Genomic DNA, 15,564 nt, shown 5'->3' on the forward strand with positions numbered 1-15,564 from the left:
TGGCGCGCTCGCAGGCCTTGCGCAGCGGCGATTCCGGCCTGAGTTCGCCGGCCTCGATCACGATACGGCAATCCTTCACCGCCGAATCCGCCAGCGTATCGACGCCGCTGGCAAAACTGCGCGAGCCGGCGCGCACGCGGATGGCGCGGCGGCCGCCGAACATTGGGATCGTCATGGCCTCGTCGACCAGCCGCGACGGCTCGGCCGCCAGCTCGTCGCCATCCAGCCGCACCATGGAAAAGGGATCGTTGGGGTCGTCGACGGCTGACGCCACGAGCGCATCGGCGCGCTCGCGGACCAGGCCGGCATCGGGGCCGTAGAGCAGGATGATCGGGCGGCCGGGATCGGGCCGGGCGAGAAAGGCGTCGATCTCTTTTCCGCGGAGCGCGACCAACTGAATCAGGTGCCGGCGTAGAAGAACGACGCCAGCCGGGTCTGGATGTTTTCCGCGATTTCGTTGGCGGCGCGATCCTCGGCGTCGCGGAAGGCGCGGGAGCGGGCGAAGCGCTGCAGATTGCCCGGAATGTCATACGACACGCGGGCGAAAGTCGTCCCGGTCATGACGGACTTGTTGGTCGCAAGGTCGATCAGATTGTACTGCGCGTCGATTCCGTAGTTTTCGCTGGATGGCAATGCGGTGTTCGGATCGAGCATCAGCGAGGAGCGCGTGGTGGTGAAGCGCAGCACCAGCCGGTGGGTCGGCGGCATGCCGGTGGCGTTGCCGTAGAGCTTGAACGCCAGCGCGTTACGGATTTCGACCTGGACGCGGGCTTCGCGCGAGGCGTTCGGCTTGTCGACTGGCGGGACTTCCACGCCCATCAGCTTTTCGCGCAGGCCGGGCTGGCCGTCGGTGCGTTCCGCATACATCGGCTGGAAACAGCCGGCCGTGAGCGCCGCCAGCGCGGCGACGGCGATCAGCCGGACGGCGATCCGGGTCCTAGCCAACGACATTCACGATCCTCATGGGAACAACGATTACCTTGCGGACGGCCTTGCCGCCGAGGGCGAGTTTTACCGCATCGAGGGTCAAAACGGCAGCCTCAATTTCCGGATTTTCCGCGCCCCGTGGCACAGTAACATCACCCCGCTTCTTGCCGTTGACCTGGACCACCAGCGTCACGGTGTCTTCAACCAGCAAATCGCGTTCGATTTGGGGCCAGTTGGCCTCCGAAATCAGCCCGGACTCGCCGAGAACCTGCCAACACTCCTCGGCGAGGTGCGGCATCATCGGGGCGATCAATTGGACCAGGATGGTCGCGGCCTCCTTGATTGCCCAGGCGAGATCAGGCGCCGGAGCTCCGCCCTTGGCCAGCGCCTCGGCGAGCGCATTGGTGAATTCCCGGATATGGGCCAGGCAGACGTTGAAATGCATCCGCTCGATGCCGGTCGAGACCTTGTCCAGCGTGCTATGGGCAGCCTTGCGTAGCGCCACGGCGTCGGCGCCGAACGCCGCCGGCCGCGCCGCTGGTGCCGATCCGGCGATGCGGGCTGACTCGTTCACCAGCCGCCACAGCCGCTGGACGTAGCGGGATGCGCCCTGGACGCGCTCGTCGCTCCAGATCACGTCCCGGTCGGGTGGCGAGTCCGACAGCATGAACCAGCGCGCGACGTCTGCGCCGTAGGTCGCGATGATGTCGTCGGGGTCGACCGTGTTCTTCTTCGACTTCGACATCTTCTCGATCGGGCCGATCGCGACCGGCTCGCCGCCGTCAATCATGCTGGCGTGCCGCTCATTGCCGATGGTCTCGATCTTTACCTCCGCCGGCGTCACGTAAGCGCCATCGGCCTTGCGGTAGGTCTCATGCACGACCATGCCCTGCGCGTACTGGCCGGCGAACGGTTCGTCGTAAGCGATGTGCCCCGTGGCCTTCATCGCGCGGGTGAAGAAACGCGCGTACAAGAGATGCAGAATCGCGTGCTCGATGCCGCCGATATATTGATCGACCGGCATTAGCCGATCGACCACGGCCCGCGTGGTCGGTGCGTGCTCGTTCCAGGGATCGGTGAACCGGGCAAAGTACCACGCCGAATCCACGAACGTGTCCATGGTGTCGGTTTCACGCAGCGCCCTGGTGCCGCATTTCGGGCAGTTGACGTGCTTCCAGGTCGGGTGATGGTCGAGCGCATTGCCCGGTCTGTCGAAGGTCGCATCCTCCGGCAGCGTCACCGGCAACTGATCGTCAGGCACCGGCACTACGCCGCATTTCTCGCAGTGGATCACCGGGATCGGGCAGCCCCAGAAACGCTGGCGTGAAATGCCCCAGTCGCGCAGGCGGAAATTCACCTGGCGTTCGCCGACCGGCGCGTTGCCGCGCATCTCGGATTCCAGCCGCTTCGCGACCTCTTCCTTGGCTGCGTCGATGGTCATGCCATCGAGGAAGCGCGAATTGATCATGCGGCCGTCGCCGTCATAGGCGGTGTCGGTGATCACAAACGTCTTCGGGTCCTGGCCCTCGGGGCAGACCACCGGGATGTTGCCGAGCTTGTACTTGTTGACGAAGTCGAGGTCGCGCTGGTCATGGGCCGGGCAGCCGAAGATGGCGCCGGTGCCGTATTCCATCAGCACGAAGTTCGCGACGTAGACCGGCAGCTTCCAATTCGGATCGAAGGGGTGAACGGCCCTGATGCCGGTGTCAAAGCCCTGCTTCTCGGCGGTGTCGATTATTTCCTGCGCGGTGCCGATCTTCTTCACATCAGCGATGAATTCGGCGAGCTTCGGATTCTTTGCGGCCGCCGCCTGCGCCAACGGATGATCGGCCGAGATCGCCATGAACTTTGCGCCGAACAGCGTGTCCGGACGCGTCGTGAATATTTTCAGCTCGGTTTCGCCTGCCGGCGTCGTCGCGGTATCAAGCGCGAAACGAATCAGCAGGCCTTCGGAGCGGCCGATCCAGTTGCGTTGCATCACCCGGACCCGGTCGGGCCAGCGATCCAGCCCATCCAGCGCGTCCAGGAGTTCCTGCGCGTATTTCGTGATCTTGAAGACCCACTGGCTCATCTCGCGCTGCTCGACGACGGCGCCCGAGCGCCAGCCGCGGCCGTCGATCACCTGCTCGTTGGCGAGCACGGTCATGTCGACCGGGTCCCAGTTGATCTTGCGCTTCTCGCGTTCGGCAAGGCCCGCGCGCATGAAGTCCAGAAACATCTTCTGCTGATGCTTGTAGTAAGAGGGGTCGCAGGTCGCGAACTCGCGGCTCCAGTCGAGCGACAGCCCGATCGACCGCAGCTGCTTCTTCATCGCGGCGATGTTGTCGTAGGTCCAGGCCTTCGGCGCGACCTTGCGCTCGATCGCGGCGTTTTCGGCGGGCAGGCCGAAGGCGTCCCAGCCCATCGGGTGCAGCACGTTGAACCCCCTGGCGCGCATGAACCGCGCCAGCACGTCGCCCAGCGTATAGTTCCGGACATGGCCGATATGGATGCGCCCGGACGGGTAGGGGAACATCTCGAGCACGTAGTATTTCGGCCGCGGATCGTCGTTTTTCGAGGCGAAGATCGCCTTTTCGTCCCACTGGCGTTGCCAGCGCGGCTCGGAATCACGGGCGTTGTAGCGTTCGGAGGTCATGGAATCTTAAGGGCTTTTTCTCGGATTCGGGTCCTGTCCAGAGGACGGCGGACTAGGCCACAAAAGCGGCTGCGGGGTCAACGTCTCGGGGAGGCGGGGAGGGCTGATTTGACCGGGCGTGGCTTATCCCGCCATCGCCATCCCGGCCTCGTCCACCAGCCTGGCGAAGCCGTGCTCGACCACGGTGTTGCGCCCGCGGTGCTTGGCGGCGTAGAGGGCGGCGTCGGCGGCTTCGATCAAATCGCCGGGGGTTTGGGCGTCGCTCGGCAGCGTGGCGGCGACGCCGACGCTGACGGTGACCTTTCCGTAGCTGGAGGTGACATGCGGCAGGCCGAGGCCCTGAACGGTGGCGCGCACGGCCTCGCCGATCTCGAGCGCCTTCTGCGCGCTGGTGTTCGGCAGCAGCAGGCAGAATTCCTCGCCGCCATAGCGGCCGGCAAAACCTGTCGTGTCGCCGGCGATGCCGGCCAGCGTCTCGCCGATCCGGGTCAGGCAGGCGTCGCCTTCGGGATGGCCGTAGGTGTCGTTATAGAGCTTGAAGTGATCGACGTCGATCATCAGCAGCGACAGCTCGCAGTGATATTGCTGCGCCTTCATCCATTCGAAATCGAGCCGGCTCTGGAAGCCGCGGCGGTTGGCGAGGCCGGACAGCATATCAATCGAGGCCATCACGGTGAGACGGTCGTTAGTCGCCACCAGTTCGCGCTCGCGCTGGCTGAGCTGCGCGGCCATCGCGTTGAAGGCGCGCGCCAGGGGCACGAATTCAGAGGGCAGGCGGCTGCGCGACACGCGGGCCGACGAGTCGCCTTCGCCGAATCGCCTGGCCATGCCGGTCATGACCTCGATCGGATTGATGATCAGCTTCTCGGCGCCGATCAGCGCGCCGAGCAGCACGAACAGGCAGACGAAGCCGAGCTGCAGGTAGGCGGTGCGGATCTCGCGATTGATCGCCGCCGTCACCCTCGCCTCGTCGACGCTGACGACCAGCCGCGCCTGCGTGCCGGGAATGCGCGCGAAGCTGATCGCGCGCTTCGAGCCGTCGGTCGTGGTGAAAGAGAGCGAGCCGGTATCCGAGTTCGAGGCGAGCGCCTTGTAGGTGATCGCCGACAGCAGCGGCACGTTGTCGAGCGGCTGGCCGATCGCGCTGGCCTGGTCCGCCGGCGCCGCCAGCACGACGCCGGTGCTGTCGATCAGAAGCGCTGAAATGCCCGGTCTGCCACCGAGCTTGGCCATGATCTTCGACAGCCAGTCGATATTGATGCCGGCGACCGCAACCGAATCCTCCTCGGGATTGATGGCGGAGACCGGATAGGCCGCCATCATGATCGGCCGGTTGTTGGTCTTGCCGAACAGATAATCGCTGAAGACGAAATCGCTGGTTTGCTGCGCCTTCCGGAAATACTCACGGTCGCCGATGTTGAGGCCGACCTGGATGTTCAGCGTCGAGCACTGCACGACGCCGTCCTTGCTCACGAGCATGATGCTGCGGATCCAGGGCAGGTTGGCGGGCAGGCTGGCACGCAGGATCTCGCAGCTTCGACCGATGCCGGAGGAGGCGCGGATATAGGCGGCCGATTTCAGCATCGTCTCGACCGAGGAGATCACCTCGCGCTGGGTCTCGGCGCTGTGCTGGGTGATGTTGGCGTATTCTTGCGAGGCCGTCGCGATCTGTCTGGCGCGGGTGTCTTCCAGCGAGCGAACGCGCTCAAGCATCAAGGGCGCCACCAGCAGCACGGCAAGCATCGCCAGCCTGGCGCGGATGCCCAGAAGCTTCTTGAGTTTGATGCGATTGCGGCTGAAAATAACGCCAGACATTCCCTGCCCCCCGCGCCGCAGGGTAGAGCGAAGGTTTCAAGAAGCCTTTCCCGAACTTGGTAAAATTAGCGGAAATGCCGTAAAAACTTCCGGCCGGAACACCGCGCGACATGATGGAAATGACGACAGCACCGCTAACGAATCCTTTACCAAACGGTCTGGCCCATGTGGAGCAGGAGATCGCGCGCGCCTGCAAGGAAGCGCGCCGCGAGCGCGCATCGGTGACGCTGGTCGCGGTGTCGAAAACGTTCGATGCTGCCGCGATTTCGCCGATCATCGACGCCGGACAGCGCGTGTTCGGCGAAAACCGCGTGCAGGAAGCCAAAGGGAAATGGCCGGCGTTGATTTCGGCCCATCCCGGAATCGCGTTGCATTTGATCGGGCCGCTGCAGTCCAACAAGTCCAGGGAGGCCGTGGCGCTGTTCGACGCGATCCATTCGGTTGATAGGCCGAGCCTGTGCGAAGCGCTGGCCAGGGAAATCAAGGCGCAGAACAAACGGCCAGAATTGTTCGTTCAGATAAACACCGGCGAGGAGCCGCAGAAGGCGGGCATCGCGCCCGGCGACGCCGATGCTTTCATCGCGAGCTGCCGCGACAAATATGGTCTGGTCATTTCCGGCCTGATGTGCATCCCGCCGGTCGACCAGGCGCCCGCGCCGCATTTTGCGCTGACGGCCAAGATCGCGGCGCGCAATGGCCTGAAAAACCTGTCGATGGGCATGAGCGCGGATTTCGCGGTCGCGATCCAGTTCGGCGCCACGCATGTACGCGTGGGTTCGGCGATTTTTGGGCATCGCTGACGGCGAAAGCGCTTACTCGAAGCCCACCGACACCTTTCCGAGCGCTCCGAAATCAACAGCGCAGAAATCGCCCGCTTGAATCGGCAATGGTGGATGGCACGTTCCCGTCGTGACGATCTGCCCGGCCTTCAGCGTCACGCCAAGCTGGCGCAACTCGTTGGCGAGCCAGGTCAGTGCTTTCAGGGGATCGCCGAGTACATTCTTGCCGTGGCCGACGAATTGCTGGCCGCGCATCGTCGTCACCGGCCGCTCCTCGACGAGATCGATCGAACGCCAGTCGGCTGACGTGGCAGGCCCCAGCACGAACAGATGCGCGCAGGCATTGTCGGCGATCAACTGGGCCTCGCCGGCGCTGACGAAATCGGCAAACCGCGAGTCCGGAATCTCGATCGCCGGATGCAGCGTACCGACCGCGTCGAGTACTTCCTGCACCGTATACGGCGTCGGCCGCGCCGGCAGATCGAGGCGCATCCGAAACGCGAATTCGGGTTCGGCGACGCGCATTTCATTGCCTTCCATCGACGCCGTGCCGCCATCCGCGATCACGGTCTCGGCCAGGATGCGGCCGGCCATCGGACCTGCAACATTGATGTGCTTTTGTCCGGCCTCGCTGGTCGCCGCGATCTTCCAGCCGAACAGTTTGTCGGACGAGTATTTTTCCAACCCGGCCTGGATCGCGTAGCCCTCGATGCGATCACGCGGCCGTATCGTTTCGTCGAGACCGGAAAGTTTGCGCCCCGTGCGCCAGTGGTCGTGCAGAGCCCTGGACGCGGCTTCTATCGCATTCTTGTCGAGCATGGTTCTGATCCCATCAGCCGATGATGATTTTCGTCCGCGGTCCCATTCGCCGCAACAGCCGCAGCATGGCGGATTTCGTCATCGAAACGCACCCTGCCGTCGGCGAAAAGTCGGGTCGGGCCAGATGCAGGAACACGGCGCTGCCGCGGCCGGCTATCCGTGGCGCGCTGTTGTGATCGATCTCGACGATGAAATCGTAGAGATGGTCCTCGCGCGTCAACCGGTCGCCCGGCTGATCCCGGACAAGGCGAATGGATTGATTGTAACGGCGGTCGTCGGGGTCCTCGCACCAGGCGTCCTCGGGCCGGATAGTCCGGACCGGGAGGAAGGTGCGCGGCCGGATATGGCGGTCGTCGCGCCACCACAGCCGCAGCGGCCGATAGACGCCGCGGGGGGTGCCGCCGTCTCCCTCCCATTTGTTGGCAAGGATGCCGCCGCGACCAAGTGCCACCGGCACCGACCAGCCATCCGCCGTCAGCCATCCCCGGCGCGGGTCGCCGGCAGCGCGCCGGACCCGGACGGCCAGCACCGGGCGGTCACGCTTTGTTGTGTCGTAAGTATTTGTAAAAACGTTGCTTTTCATGCCGCCCGTTGCCGAATCCTGAAGCTGCCCGCCCGGCCACAATTGCCCCACTTGCCGTCATTACAGGACATTCATCCAACCGCGCCCCAAATTTGGGATAAACTGCGGCTCGCCTTGAGAATCTGTAACAATCTCCTACCTCAATGCGAATCAGTACGTGATGACCCGGTTTGCTCGCGAATCAGATTGTCATCGACCAAGACCCGGCTTGAGACGCTTCCGCTTGTGTCCGCCGCCTGCCTCAAGAGGATCGTATCCTATGCCTAATGCCCGCAAGATCCTGATCGTGGAAGACGATACCGATCTGCGCGACACCCTGGTCGAGCAGCTCTCGCTGCACGAGGAGTTCGAAGCTTCCGCCGTCGATACCGGCGCCAAGGGCGCCACCGCCGCCAAGGCCAATGCCCCCGATCTGGTGCTGATGGATGTCGGCCTGCCGGATACCGATGGCAGGGAAGTCGTGCGCAGCCTGCGCAAGGGCGGCTTCAAGGCGCCGATCATCATGCTGACCGGCCATGACACCGACTCCGATACGATTCTCGGGCTCGAATCCGGCGCCAACGACTATGTTGCCAAGCCGTTCCGGTTCGCCGTTCTGCTTGCCCGGATCAGGGCGCAGCTCCGCCAGCATGAGGCCAGCGAGGACGCGGTATTCTCCGTCGGTCCCTACAGCTTCCGCCCCGGCTCCAAGATGCTGACCGCCGCCAATGCCAGGAAGGTGCGGCTGACCGAAAAGGAAACCGCGATCCTGCGCTTCCTGTATCGGGCCGGCCAGTTGCCGGTGTCGCGCGAGACGCTGCTGCAGGAAGTCTGGGGCTACAATTCGGGCGTCACGACGCACACGCTGGAGACCCACATCTACCGTCTCAGGCAGAAGATCGAGAAGGATGCGGCCAATCCGGAAATCCTGGTGACGGAAGCGGGTGGCTACAAGCTGGTGCCGTGATACGATGCGTGGTTACGATCGGTAAGTTTTGCGTATCCCGGCCAATGATTTATGTCGATTGAGGATGATGTAGCCCTGCTTGAGCGGGTCCCGACATTGCGTCTGTTGGGAACGGCAGCGCTGCGCATGCTGGCGATCGGCTCGGAGCAGCGCGATTTCTCGCCGGGCGACTACCTGTTCAACGCCGGCGACGACGCGGATGCGGGCTACATCGTTCAGCGCGGTTCGTTCCGGATCGAGGACGGCGGCGCCGAGGTCGTTGCCGGCCCCGGCTCGTTGATCGGCGAACTGGCGCTGATCGTTCCGATGAAGCGGCCATCGAGCGCGAGCGCGATCGATCATGCCTCGGTTATCCGGGTGGCGCGCAGCCTGTTTCAGCGCGTGCTTGAAAGCGATCCCACCGCGGCGCGCCGGCTGCGCGACGAACTCGCCACCCGCACCAGCCAGCTCGCCAGCGATCTCGTGATGGCGGGCGCAAAGCTGATAATCTGATTTCCAGAGCACGATCCGGAAAAGTGTGCAGCGGTTTTCCGAAAAGATCATGCTCAAAGGATAACCTGAAGCGCGATGATGGTTCATCCCAATCTCATCGCGCTTTAGACATCCAGCGTCACCGTTACAGGTACGTGGTCCGACGGCCGCTCCCAGCCGCGGGCATCGCGCGTGATCCTGAAGTCGGTGACGCCGTCCTTCAGCGCGCGCGAGACCCAGATGTGGTCGAGCCGGCGGCCGCGATCGCCCACCGTCCAGTCGGCGGCGCGGTAGCTCCACCACGTATAGACCTTTTCCGACAGCGGGATTCGCTCGCGCGCGACGTCGAACCATTCGCCGTGCGCTTGCGCCGCCAGCAGCTTCTCGCATTCGATCGGCGTATGCGAGACGACCTTCAGGAGCTGCTTGTGCGACCACACGTCGTTCTCGTGCGGGGCGACGTTGAGATCGCCGACCAGGATATGCCGGTCGTCGCCGCGCGGATGCAGCGGCTCGCACGCCTTCATCTCGTCGAGAAATTTCAGCTTGTGATCGAACTTCGGATTGAGCGCGGGATCGGGAATGTCGCCGCCGGCCGGGACGTAGAAATTATGCAGCACCAGCGGCTTCGCAAGCTGCGCCTTTTCGCCGAACGCCACCGAGATGTGACGCGAGTCGATCCTGTCGCAGAAGGTTCTGATGTCGGTGGTGTCGAAGGGCAGTTTCGAGACGATGGCGACGCCGTGATAGCCCTTCTGTCCGTTCAGTGCGATGTGCTCATAGCCCAGACGCTTGAACCGCTTCAGCGGGAAAGCATCGTCGATGCATTTGGTTTCCTGCAGGCACAGCACGTCCGGCCGCGCCGATTTGAGGAATCTGGCGACGATGTCGATGCGCAGGCGCACCGAATTGATATTCCACGTTGTCAGGGAAAAATGCATGGGAGCCGTGTCTTACCACGGCTCCGGGCGCGGATTTCCGCCTCTCCACAGAAACCATGCAGGAAGGCAGCCGTCAGTTCGCCGGCGTGACGTAGTTGGTGAAGTCGATCTTGAACAGGCCGGGATCGACCTTCCTGGTCGAGTCGAGATTGTACACGGCGACCGTGGTGTCGTAGCCCTGCGGGTCCGTCACCGTCCATTGCTTGAGCTGGCCGTCCTTGACCCCGACCATCAGCATCAGCCGGCTGGTGCCGATCAGGGCCTGCTTCTCCTCGATCGTGACGCTGATATAGACATCGTCGGCCGTGACGCTGACGACATTGGTGTCCTTCAACAGATCGATCCGGTCGGACAGCAGGAAGCGCAGCGGCGTCTGCGACAGCGGATAGATGTCCTGCGTGGCGAGCTTGCGGTCGCGCACGGCCAGCGCCGAGCCGTCCGCGACGATCGCGATCGGGCTCGGATCGTCATATTCGAAACGTACCTTGCCCGGCTTCTGGATGTAGAAATCGCCCTTCGTCCGGCTGCCGTCGGGTCCGACCTGGACGAAATTTCCGACCAGCGTCTGCAGCGAGGACAGGTAGGAACTCACCCGCGCCGCCTGCGCCTTCTGGTTGGCATCGAAGGTCGCAAACACATTGGCGGGAACGTTGCGGTTCGGATTCGGGATCACCGGGTTCGGCGCCGCCTGGGTCGCGCCGGTGGTCGCCGGAGTCTTGTCCTGCGCGCTCATTTGCGCGCCGCCCTCGCGCAGCTTCGGCGCGGGCTTCGGAACCGGAACGTTCTGCGAGAGAGCGGGCGTCGCAAGGCCTGCGATGGAAGTGGCGACCAGAAGGGCCAGTCCGGCGCGCAGCCCGCGATGGGAGGGTTGTTGTGTCATCAGGTATTTTGGATCTCTATGCGATGAGGCATCCCGTTGCCGGACAGTTTATCGTGCTTTCGGGCCTAGGAGATATCGTTTTTCCGTGAAAAATGTTGCGCCGAATCCACGTTTTGCGCCCGGATTCAGAAGCCGCCCTCCTCCTCCGGGACCAGAATTTCGCGTTTGCCGGCGTGATTTGCCTGGCCCACGATGCCTTCGAGTTCCATCCGTTCCATCAAGGAGGCGGCGCGGTTGTAGCCGATTTGCAGGCGGCGCTGAATGTAGGAGGTCGAGGCCTTGCGGTCGCGTTTGACGATCGCGACAGCCTGCGAGAACAGGTCGCCGCCGCCATCGCCGCCCATGCCGGTGGAATCGAACACCGCGCCGTCCTCCTCGCTCGGCTCCTCCGCGGTGACCGCTTCCAGGTATTCCGGCGCACCCTGCGTCTTGAGGTGACGCACGACCTTTTCGACCTCCTCGTCCGAGGCAAACGGACCATGCACGCGGCTGATGCGGCCGCCGCCGGCCATGTAGAGCATGTCGCCCTGGCCGAGCAGTTGCTCGGCGCCCATCTCGCCGAGAATGGTGCGGCTGTCGATCTTCGAGGTGACCTGGAATGCGATGCGGGTCGGGAAGTTCGCCTTGATGGTGCCGGTGATGACGTCGACCGATGGACGCTGCGTGGCGAGGATGACATGGAGACCCGCGGCGCGCGCCATCTGCGCCAGGCGCTGCACGGCGCCTTCGATGTCCTTGCCGGCGACCATCATCAGGTCGGCCATTTCGTCGACGATGATGACGATATAGGGCAGCGGCTCGAGGTCGAGCTTCTCTTCCTCGTAGATCGCCTTGCCGGTTTCCTTGTCGAAGCCGGTATGCACCGTTCGCGTCAGTTCCTCGCCCTTGCCCCTGGCTTCGCCGAGACGCTGGTTATAGCCGTCGATGTTGCGCACGCCGAGCTTGGCCATCTTCTTGTAGCGCTCTTCCATCTCGCGCACGGCCCATTTCAGCGCGACCACCGCCTTCTTCGGATCGGTGACAACAGGCGTCAGCAAATGCGGGATGCCGTCATAGACGGAGAGTTCGAGCATCTTGGGATCGACCATGATCAGGCGGCACTGATCCGGCCGCAGCCGGTAGACCAGGCTAAGGATCATGGTGTTGATCGCGACCGATTTGCCCGAGCCGGTGGTGCCGGCGATCAACATATGCGGCGTGCGTGCGAGATCGATGATGATGGATTCGCCGCCGATGTTCTTGCCGAGGCAGAGCGGCAGTTTGACGTTCGACTCGTTGCTGTCCCTGGTGGTCAGCAGTTCGCGCAGGTAAACCTTTTCGCGATGGGCGTTCGGCAGTTCGATGCCGATGGCGTTGCGGCCGGCAACCACGGCGACGCGGGCCGACAGCGCGCTCATCGAGCGCGCGATGTCGTCGGCAAGGCCGATGACGCGCGAGGATTTGATGCCCGGCGCCGGCTCGAGTTCGTAGAGCGTGACGACCGGTCCCGGGTTGGCCTTGACGATCTCGCCGCGGACGCCGAAGTCGCCAAGCACGCCTTCCAGCGTGCGCGAATTGGCTTCCAGCTCGGCCTTGCTGAGCGGCTGCCGGTCTGAGGACTTGGGCGCCGTGAGCATCGAGACCGAGGGCAGTTCGAACTTGTCGGATTTGCGGGCAGAAGGACGCGGCGCGGGCTTCTTGCGCGAACGAGGGGCTTCTTCTTCCTCCTCCTCCTCCTCCTCCTCGTCCTCGTCCTCTTCTTCCTCCTCTTCTTCTTCGTCCTCAAGCTCTTCGTCCTTCGGGGCCAGCGGCGGCGCGGCACGGCCGCGCAGGCTCGGCTCCTGACGTTCGAACGAAGCGGTGCGGGAGGGCGATGAACTCGACACCAGCGATCGGTAGGCCGCACCCATCAGCCATCCGATCCGCGCCTTGGCGCTCATCAGGGCGTGGTACACCCATCCGAGCGATACCGAGCTGCGATCCACTCCTTCGACGAAGGGCGTGTCATCGTCCTCGATCGGCGTCAGCTCTTCTTCCTTCGGTTGCGAGCCCCAGCCGCAGGCAAACAGGAATGCCGCGAACATCGCGACGAACAGGATGATGCCGAGTACCAGACGATAGACGAAGCCGGCCGGACCGAAGACGACGGCGGGTGCGCGCACCAGCGCATCGCCGACGACGCCGCCAAGGCCGGTCGGCAGCGCCCATGCGCCGCCATGCGGCCAGCAGCTTGCAAAGCCGGCCGCGATCACGGTGCCGAGGATCCAGCAGCCAAGACGCAGCGCCTCACGGTCGAAATTGCGATGGGTCAGCATGCGCCAGCCCCACACCGCGACGGGCAGGATCAGCATGATCGCGCCGAGGCCGAGGATCTGCATCAGGAGATCGGCGCCGATCGCGCCGGGATAGCCGAGCACGTTGCGGATCGGCCGCGAGGTGGCGTGGCTCAGGCTCGGGTCCTGCACGGACCACGTCATCAATGCCGTCGCCGCCACGCCTGATAGCCCGATCAGACCTAGCCCTGTGAGTTCACGCAGGCGCCGGGCCAAGGCCTCGCGGATCGAGACCGGCAGATGGCCGACCAGGGGAATGACACGTTCGATCGCGGGCATGCTCATCGGCTCTGCGATTAATCCAAATTCTCGACCAGGCGGTGCAACGCCTCGGCGGTTGATTCGCTGTCTGAGACCAGCGCGAGGCGGATATAGCCGGCGCCGGGGTTGAAACCATCGGGCTGCAGCCGCGACAGATAGCTGCCGGGGATCACGCGAACGCCCGCGTCGCGATAGAGTCTTACGGCCGCGGCCTCGTCGCCGCCGCGCGCGGATACGTCGAGCCAGACGCAGAAGCCGCCGGCCGGCCGCTTATAGCCGTAGCGGCTGCCAAGGATCTGATCGGCGAGGTCGAACTTGATGCGGTACAGGCGACGATTTTCCTCGACATGCGCTTCATCGCTGTACGCGGCGACGGCGACGTGCTGCAACGGCACCGGCACCTGGGGCGCCGCGACGTTGCGCAATTCATGGAATGCGGCGAGAAATTTTCGATCGCCGGCGGCAAAACCAACGCGCATGCCCGGCAGGTTCGAGCGCTTCGACAGCGACTGGAACGCTACGACATTGGTGAAATCAGGCCCGGCGGATTCGAGCGCGCTGCCCGGCGCCTCCCGGGTGTAGATTTCCGAATAGCATTCGTCGCTGAGGATCATGAAGCCGTAGGCGTCGGCGAGTTTCTTCAGCCTCGTGAAATAGTCGCGCGAGGCAACCGCGCCTTGCGGATTGGCGGGCGAGGCGATGAAGATCGCAACCGTCCGCGCCAGCGTCGCCTCGTCGAGTGCGTCGAGGTCGGGCAGAAATCCGTTGGCGAGCGTGGTTGGGAGATAGACCAGTTCGCAACCGGCGGCGCGCGCCCCCGCGCCATAGGCCGGATAGAACGGGTTCGGCATCAGGATGGCCGGCTTTCCCTTGCGCGGGCCGACATAGCGGGCTGCGCTGATGGCGGCAAAGAACAGGCCTTCGCGGCTGCCGTTCAGCACCAGAATTTCGCTTTCGGGATCGACCGGCCGCGGCAGATCGAATCGGCTCGTCAGCCAGTTGGCGACGGCGCGGCGGAACGGCTCGATCCCCTTGGCGAGGGGATAGCGGCCGAAATCCGCAATGTGCCTTGCCAGCACCGGTCCGACGAAATCGGGCACCGGATGCTGCGGCTCGCCCAATGACAATGTGATCAATGGCTTGGCGGGTTGATACGACGCCAGCAACTCGGTCGTCCGGATAAAGGGGGAGCGCTCGGCCTGACCGGCAGGCAAGCTGCCGGCGCCCTGCGCCACGCCGGAAGAGGCGGTCATTGCCATGTTTGAAACGCCAGTACTCTCAAGAGCGGATCGAGGGACCTACCCCAGGACCGCGAACCCATCAAACCACCATAGATACGGCGAGGTTAAGACGCGATTAACCATCGGTCGCACTGGACATTTTGCAAGGTATTACCATATTGTAACAAGGTAATACCTTGGAGGTGACCGATGGCAACCACCGTTACCCGCAAGGGTCAGGTGACGATCCCAAAACCGGTCCGCGATTATTTGGGAATTCAGCCCGGCAGCCGCGTGGATTTTCGTCGCGGTGCCGACGGCGGCGTAGTTATCGAGAAGGCTGACGGGCCTCGACCGCCCAGCAGGTTTGCGAAGGCGCGCGGGTCGGCTGGCCCGGGCATGACCACCGACGAACTGATGGCTCTCCTTCGCGGCGAGCCAGAATGACGCTCGTCGATTCGAATGTTCTTCTGGACGTCGTGACCGACGGCGAAGCATGGGCGGACTGGTCGCAGGGACAGCTGGAGCAAGCGGCATCGGTCGGACCGCTCATCATCAATGACATCATCTACGCCGAGATATCGACACGCTACCCTGCTGTCGAAGACGTGGACGCGATGCTCCACAATCTGGACATCGAGGTCGTGGCGATCCCGCGTTCCGCGCTTTTTCTCGCGGGAAAGGCCTATCTGCGGTACCGCGCGACCGGTGGCATTCGCACCGGCGTCCTGTCTGATTTCTTTATCGGTGCTCACGCTGCCGTGGAGCAGCGGCCACTCCTGACGCGGGACGCGCGGCGCTACCGCAGCTATTTCCCAACGGTCGAATTGATTACGCCGTCGGAAAGCGAGGTATAGCGCCCGGAGAACCGTCGTCCGGCGACCGTTCCTGTGCAGCCACAAAAAAGAAAGGGGCTCCAACTTGCGCTGGAGCCCCTCAACGGTCAGGGCATTGCCGGGTATGTGCCCGAACCGG

Annotated in this window: 14 protein-coding genes and 1 pseudogene; 5 read left to right on the forward strand and 10 right to left on the reverse strand. The window is 63.8% G+C overall.

Translation table 11 applies throughout. The features are described from left to right. From V7E26_RS24125 to V7E26_RS24140, 4 genes and pseudogenes are all read right to left on the reverse strand, one after another. Positions 1-394: pseudogene (locus V7E26_RS24125) on the reverse strand (DNA polymerase III subunit delta); the annotation flags it as partial. Between the two features lie 5 nt (positions 395-399). Then, entirely contained in the window at positions 400-951 is a 552-nt protein-coding gene (gene lptE, locus V7E26_RS24130) for an LPS assembly lipoprotein LptE (RefSeq protein ID WP_324421015.1), read from the reverse strand. After that, on the reverse strand, positions 938-3,562 hold the full coding sequence (gene leuS / locus V7E26_RS24135) for a leucine--tRNA ligase (protein WP_324421017.1): 2,625 nt from the start codon (positions 3,560-3,562) through the stop codon (positions 938-940). Before leuS ends, lptE begins: the two co-directional genes overlap by 14 nt. A 123-nt stretch (positions 3,563-3,685) precedes the next feature. Further along, complete coding sequence (locus V7E26_RS24140) at positions 3,686-5,377, reverse strand: sensor domain-containing diguanylate cyclase (RefSeq protein ID WP_324421019.1); 1,692 nt, start codon at positions 5,375-5,377, stop codon at positions 3,686-3,688. Positions 5,378-5,487: 110 nt separating this feature from the next. On the opposite strand from V7E26_RS24140, the gene V7E26_RS24145 reads away from it, so the two are divergent. Continuing rightward, positions 5,488-6,177, forward strand: coding sequence for a YggS family pyridoxal phosphate-dependent enzyme (locus tag V7E26_RS24145; protein WP_324421021.1), 690 nt, complete (start codon positions 5,488-5,490; stop codon positions 6,175-6,177). A 12-nt stretch (positions 6,178-6,189) separates the two neighbouring features. On the opposite strand, the gene V7E26_RS24150 is transcribed toward V7E26_RS24145, so the two are convergent. Further along, positions 6,190-6,975, reverse strand: a complete 786-nt coding sequence (locus tag V7E26_RS24150; RefSeq protein WP_324421023.1) for a 2-keto-4-pentenoate hydratase — start codon at positions 6,973-6,975, stop codon at positions 6,190-6,192. A 13-nt stretch (positions 6,976-6,988) separates the two neighbouring features. After that, positions 6,989-7,558, reverse strand: coding sequence for a L,D-transpeptidase family protein (locus V7E26_RS24155; protein WP_324421025.1), 570 nt, complete (start codon positions 7,556-7,558; stop codon positions 6,989-6,991). 259 nt (positions 7,559-7,817) lie between these two features. Here V7E26_RS24155 and V7E26_RS24160 point away from each other — a divergent pair, with 259 nt between their 5' ends. Further along, on the forward strand, positions 7,818-8,504 hold the full coding sequence (locus V7E26_RS24160) for a response regulator transcription factor (protein WP_324421028.1): 687 nt from the start codon (positions 7,818-7,820) through the stop codon (positions 8,502-8,504). A gap of 51 nt (positions 8,505-8,555) precedes the next feature. Continuing rightward, entirely contained in the window at positions 8,556-8,996 is a 441-nt protein-coding gene (locus V7E26_RS24165) for a cyclic nucleotide-binding domain-containing protein (RefSeq protein WP_324421030.1), read from the forward strand. A 104-nt stretch (positions 8,997-9,100) separates the two neighbouring features. On the opposite strand, the gene V7E26_RS24170 is transcribed toward V7E26_RS24165, so the two are convergent. The 4 genes from V7E26_RS24170 to V7E26_RS24185 form a co-directional block, all read right to left on the reverse strand. Next, on the reverse strand, positions 9,101-9,916 hold the full coding sequence (locus V7E26_RS24170) for an exodeoxyribonuclease III (protein ID WP_324421032.1): 816 nt from the start codon (positions 9,914-9,916) through the stop codon (positions 9,101-9,103). A gap of 73 nt (positions 9,917-9,989) precedes the next feature. Then, positions 9,990-10,796 carry an outer membrane lipoprotein carrier protein LolA gene (locus V7E26_RS24175; RefSeq protein ID WP_324421034.1) on the reverse strand — a complete coding sequence of 269 codons (807 nt, stop codon included), beginning with the start codon at positions 10,794-10,796 and terminating at the stop codon, positions 9,990-9,992. Positions 10,797-10,921: 125 nt separating this feature from the next. Further along, the gene (locus V7E26_RS24180; RefSeq protein ID WP_324421036.1) at positions 10,922-13,393 is read right to left on the reverse strand and encodes a DNA translocase FtsK; all 2,472 of its coding nucleotides are present in this window, start codon (positions 13,391-13,393) and stop codon (positions 10,922-10,924) included. Positions 13,394-13,404: 11 nt separating this feature from the next. Next, positions 13,405-14,628, reverse strand: a complete 1,224-nt coding sequence (locus tag V7E26_RS24185; RefSeq protein ID WP_324421038.1) for an aminotransferase class I/II-fold pyridoxal phosphate-dependent enzyme — start codon at positions 14,626-14,628, stop codon at positions 13,405-13,407. Positions 14,629-14,799: 171 nt separating this feature from the next. Between V7E26_RS24185 and V7E26_RS24190 the strand changes: the two genes are divergently transcribed. Next, positions 14,800-15,036 (forward strand): AbrB/MazE/SpoVT family DNA-binding domain-containing protein, encoded by a 237-nt coding sequence (locus V7E26_RS24190; RefSeq protein ID WP_324421040.1) that lies wholly within the window; start codon positions 14,800-14,802, stop codon positions 15,034-15,036. Continuing rightward, positions 15,033-15,446: a type II toxin-antitoxin system VapC family toxin gene (locus V7E26_RS24195; RefSeq protein ID WP_324421042.1), complete on the forward strand. Its 414-nt coding sequence runs from the start codon at positions 15,033-15,035 to the stop codon at positions 15,444-15,446. The genes V7E26_RS24190 and V7E26_RS24195 overlap by 4 nt, the downstream gene beginning before the upstream one ends. The last annotated feature ends 118 nt before the right edge of the window (positions 15,447-15,564 follow it).

This window comes from Bradyrhizobium sp., from assembly GCF_036735945.1.
Lineage (GTDB): Bacteria > Pseudomonadota > Alphaproteobacteria > Rhizobiales > Xanthobacteraceae > Bradyrhizobium.

What these genes read in the sequence shown, in the direction of transcription:
- V7E26_RS24190 (WP_324421040.1), top strand. Translation starts at nt 14,800, where the DNA reads ATGGCAACCACCGTTACCCGCAAGGGTCAGGTGACGATCCCAAAACCG.
- V7E26_RS24160 (WP_324421028.1), top strand. Translation starts at nt 7,818, where the DNA reads ATGCCTAATGCCCGCAAGATCCTGATCGTGGAAGACGATACCGATCTG.
- leuS (WP_324421017.1), bottom strand. Translation starts at nt 3,562, where the DNA reads ATGACCTCCGAACGCTACAACGCCCGTGATTCCGAGCCGCGCTGGCAA.
- V7E26_RS24180 (WP_324421036.1), bottom strand. Translation starts at nt 13,393, where the DNA reads ATGAGCATGCCCGCGATCGAACGTGTCATTCCCCTGGTCGGCCATCTG.
- V7E26_RS24165 (WP_324421030.1), top strand. Translation starts at nt 8,556, where the DNA reads ATGTCGATTGAGGATGATGTAGCCCTGCTTGAGCGGGTCCCGACATTG.
- lptE (WP_324421015.1), bottom strand. Translation starts at nt 951, where the DNA reads ATGTCGTTGGCTAGGACCCGGATCGCCGTCCGGCTGATCGCCGTCGCC.
- V7E26_RS24170 (WP_324421032.1), bottom strand. Translation starts at nt 9,916, where the DNA reads ATGCATTTTTCCCTGACAACGTGGAATATCAATTCGGTGCGCCTGCGC.
- V7E26_RS24140 (WP_324421019.1), bottom strand. Translation starts at nt 5,377, where the DNA reads ATGTCTGGCGTTATTTTCAGCCGCAATCGCATCAAACTCAAGAAGCTT.
- V7E26_RS24175 (WP_324421034.1), bottom strand. Translation starts at nt 10,796, where the DNA reads ATGACACAACAACCCTCCCATCGCGGGCTGCGCGCCGGACTGGCCCTT.
- V7E26_RS24155 (WP_324421025.1), bottom strand. Translation starts at nt 7,558, where the DNA reads ATGAAAAGCAACGTTTTTACAAATACTTACGACACAACAAAGCGTGAC.
- V7E26_RS24145 (WP_324421021.1), top strand. Translation starts at nt 5,488, where the DNA reads ATGATGGAAATGACGACAGCACCGCTAACGAATCCTTTACCAAACGGT.
- V7E26_RS24150 (WP_324421023.1), bottom strand. Translation starts at nt 6,975, where the DNA reads ATGCTCGACAAGAATGCGATAGAAGCCGCGTCCAGGGCTCTGCACGAC.
- V7E26_RS24195 (WP_324421042.1), top strand. Translation starts at nt 15,033, where the DNA reads ATGACGCTCGTCGATTCGAATGTTCTTCTGGACGTCGTGACCGACGGC.
- V7E26_RS24185 (WP_324421038.1), bottom strand. Translation starts at nt 14,628, where the DNA reads ATGGCAATGACCGCCTCTTCCGGCGTGGCGCAGGGCGCCGGCAGCTTG.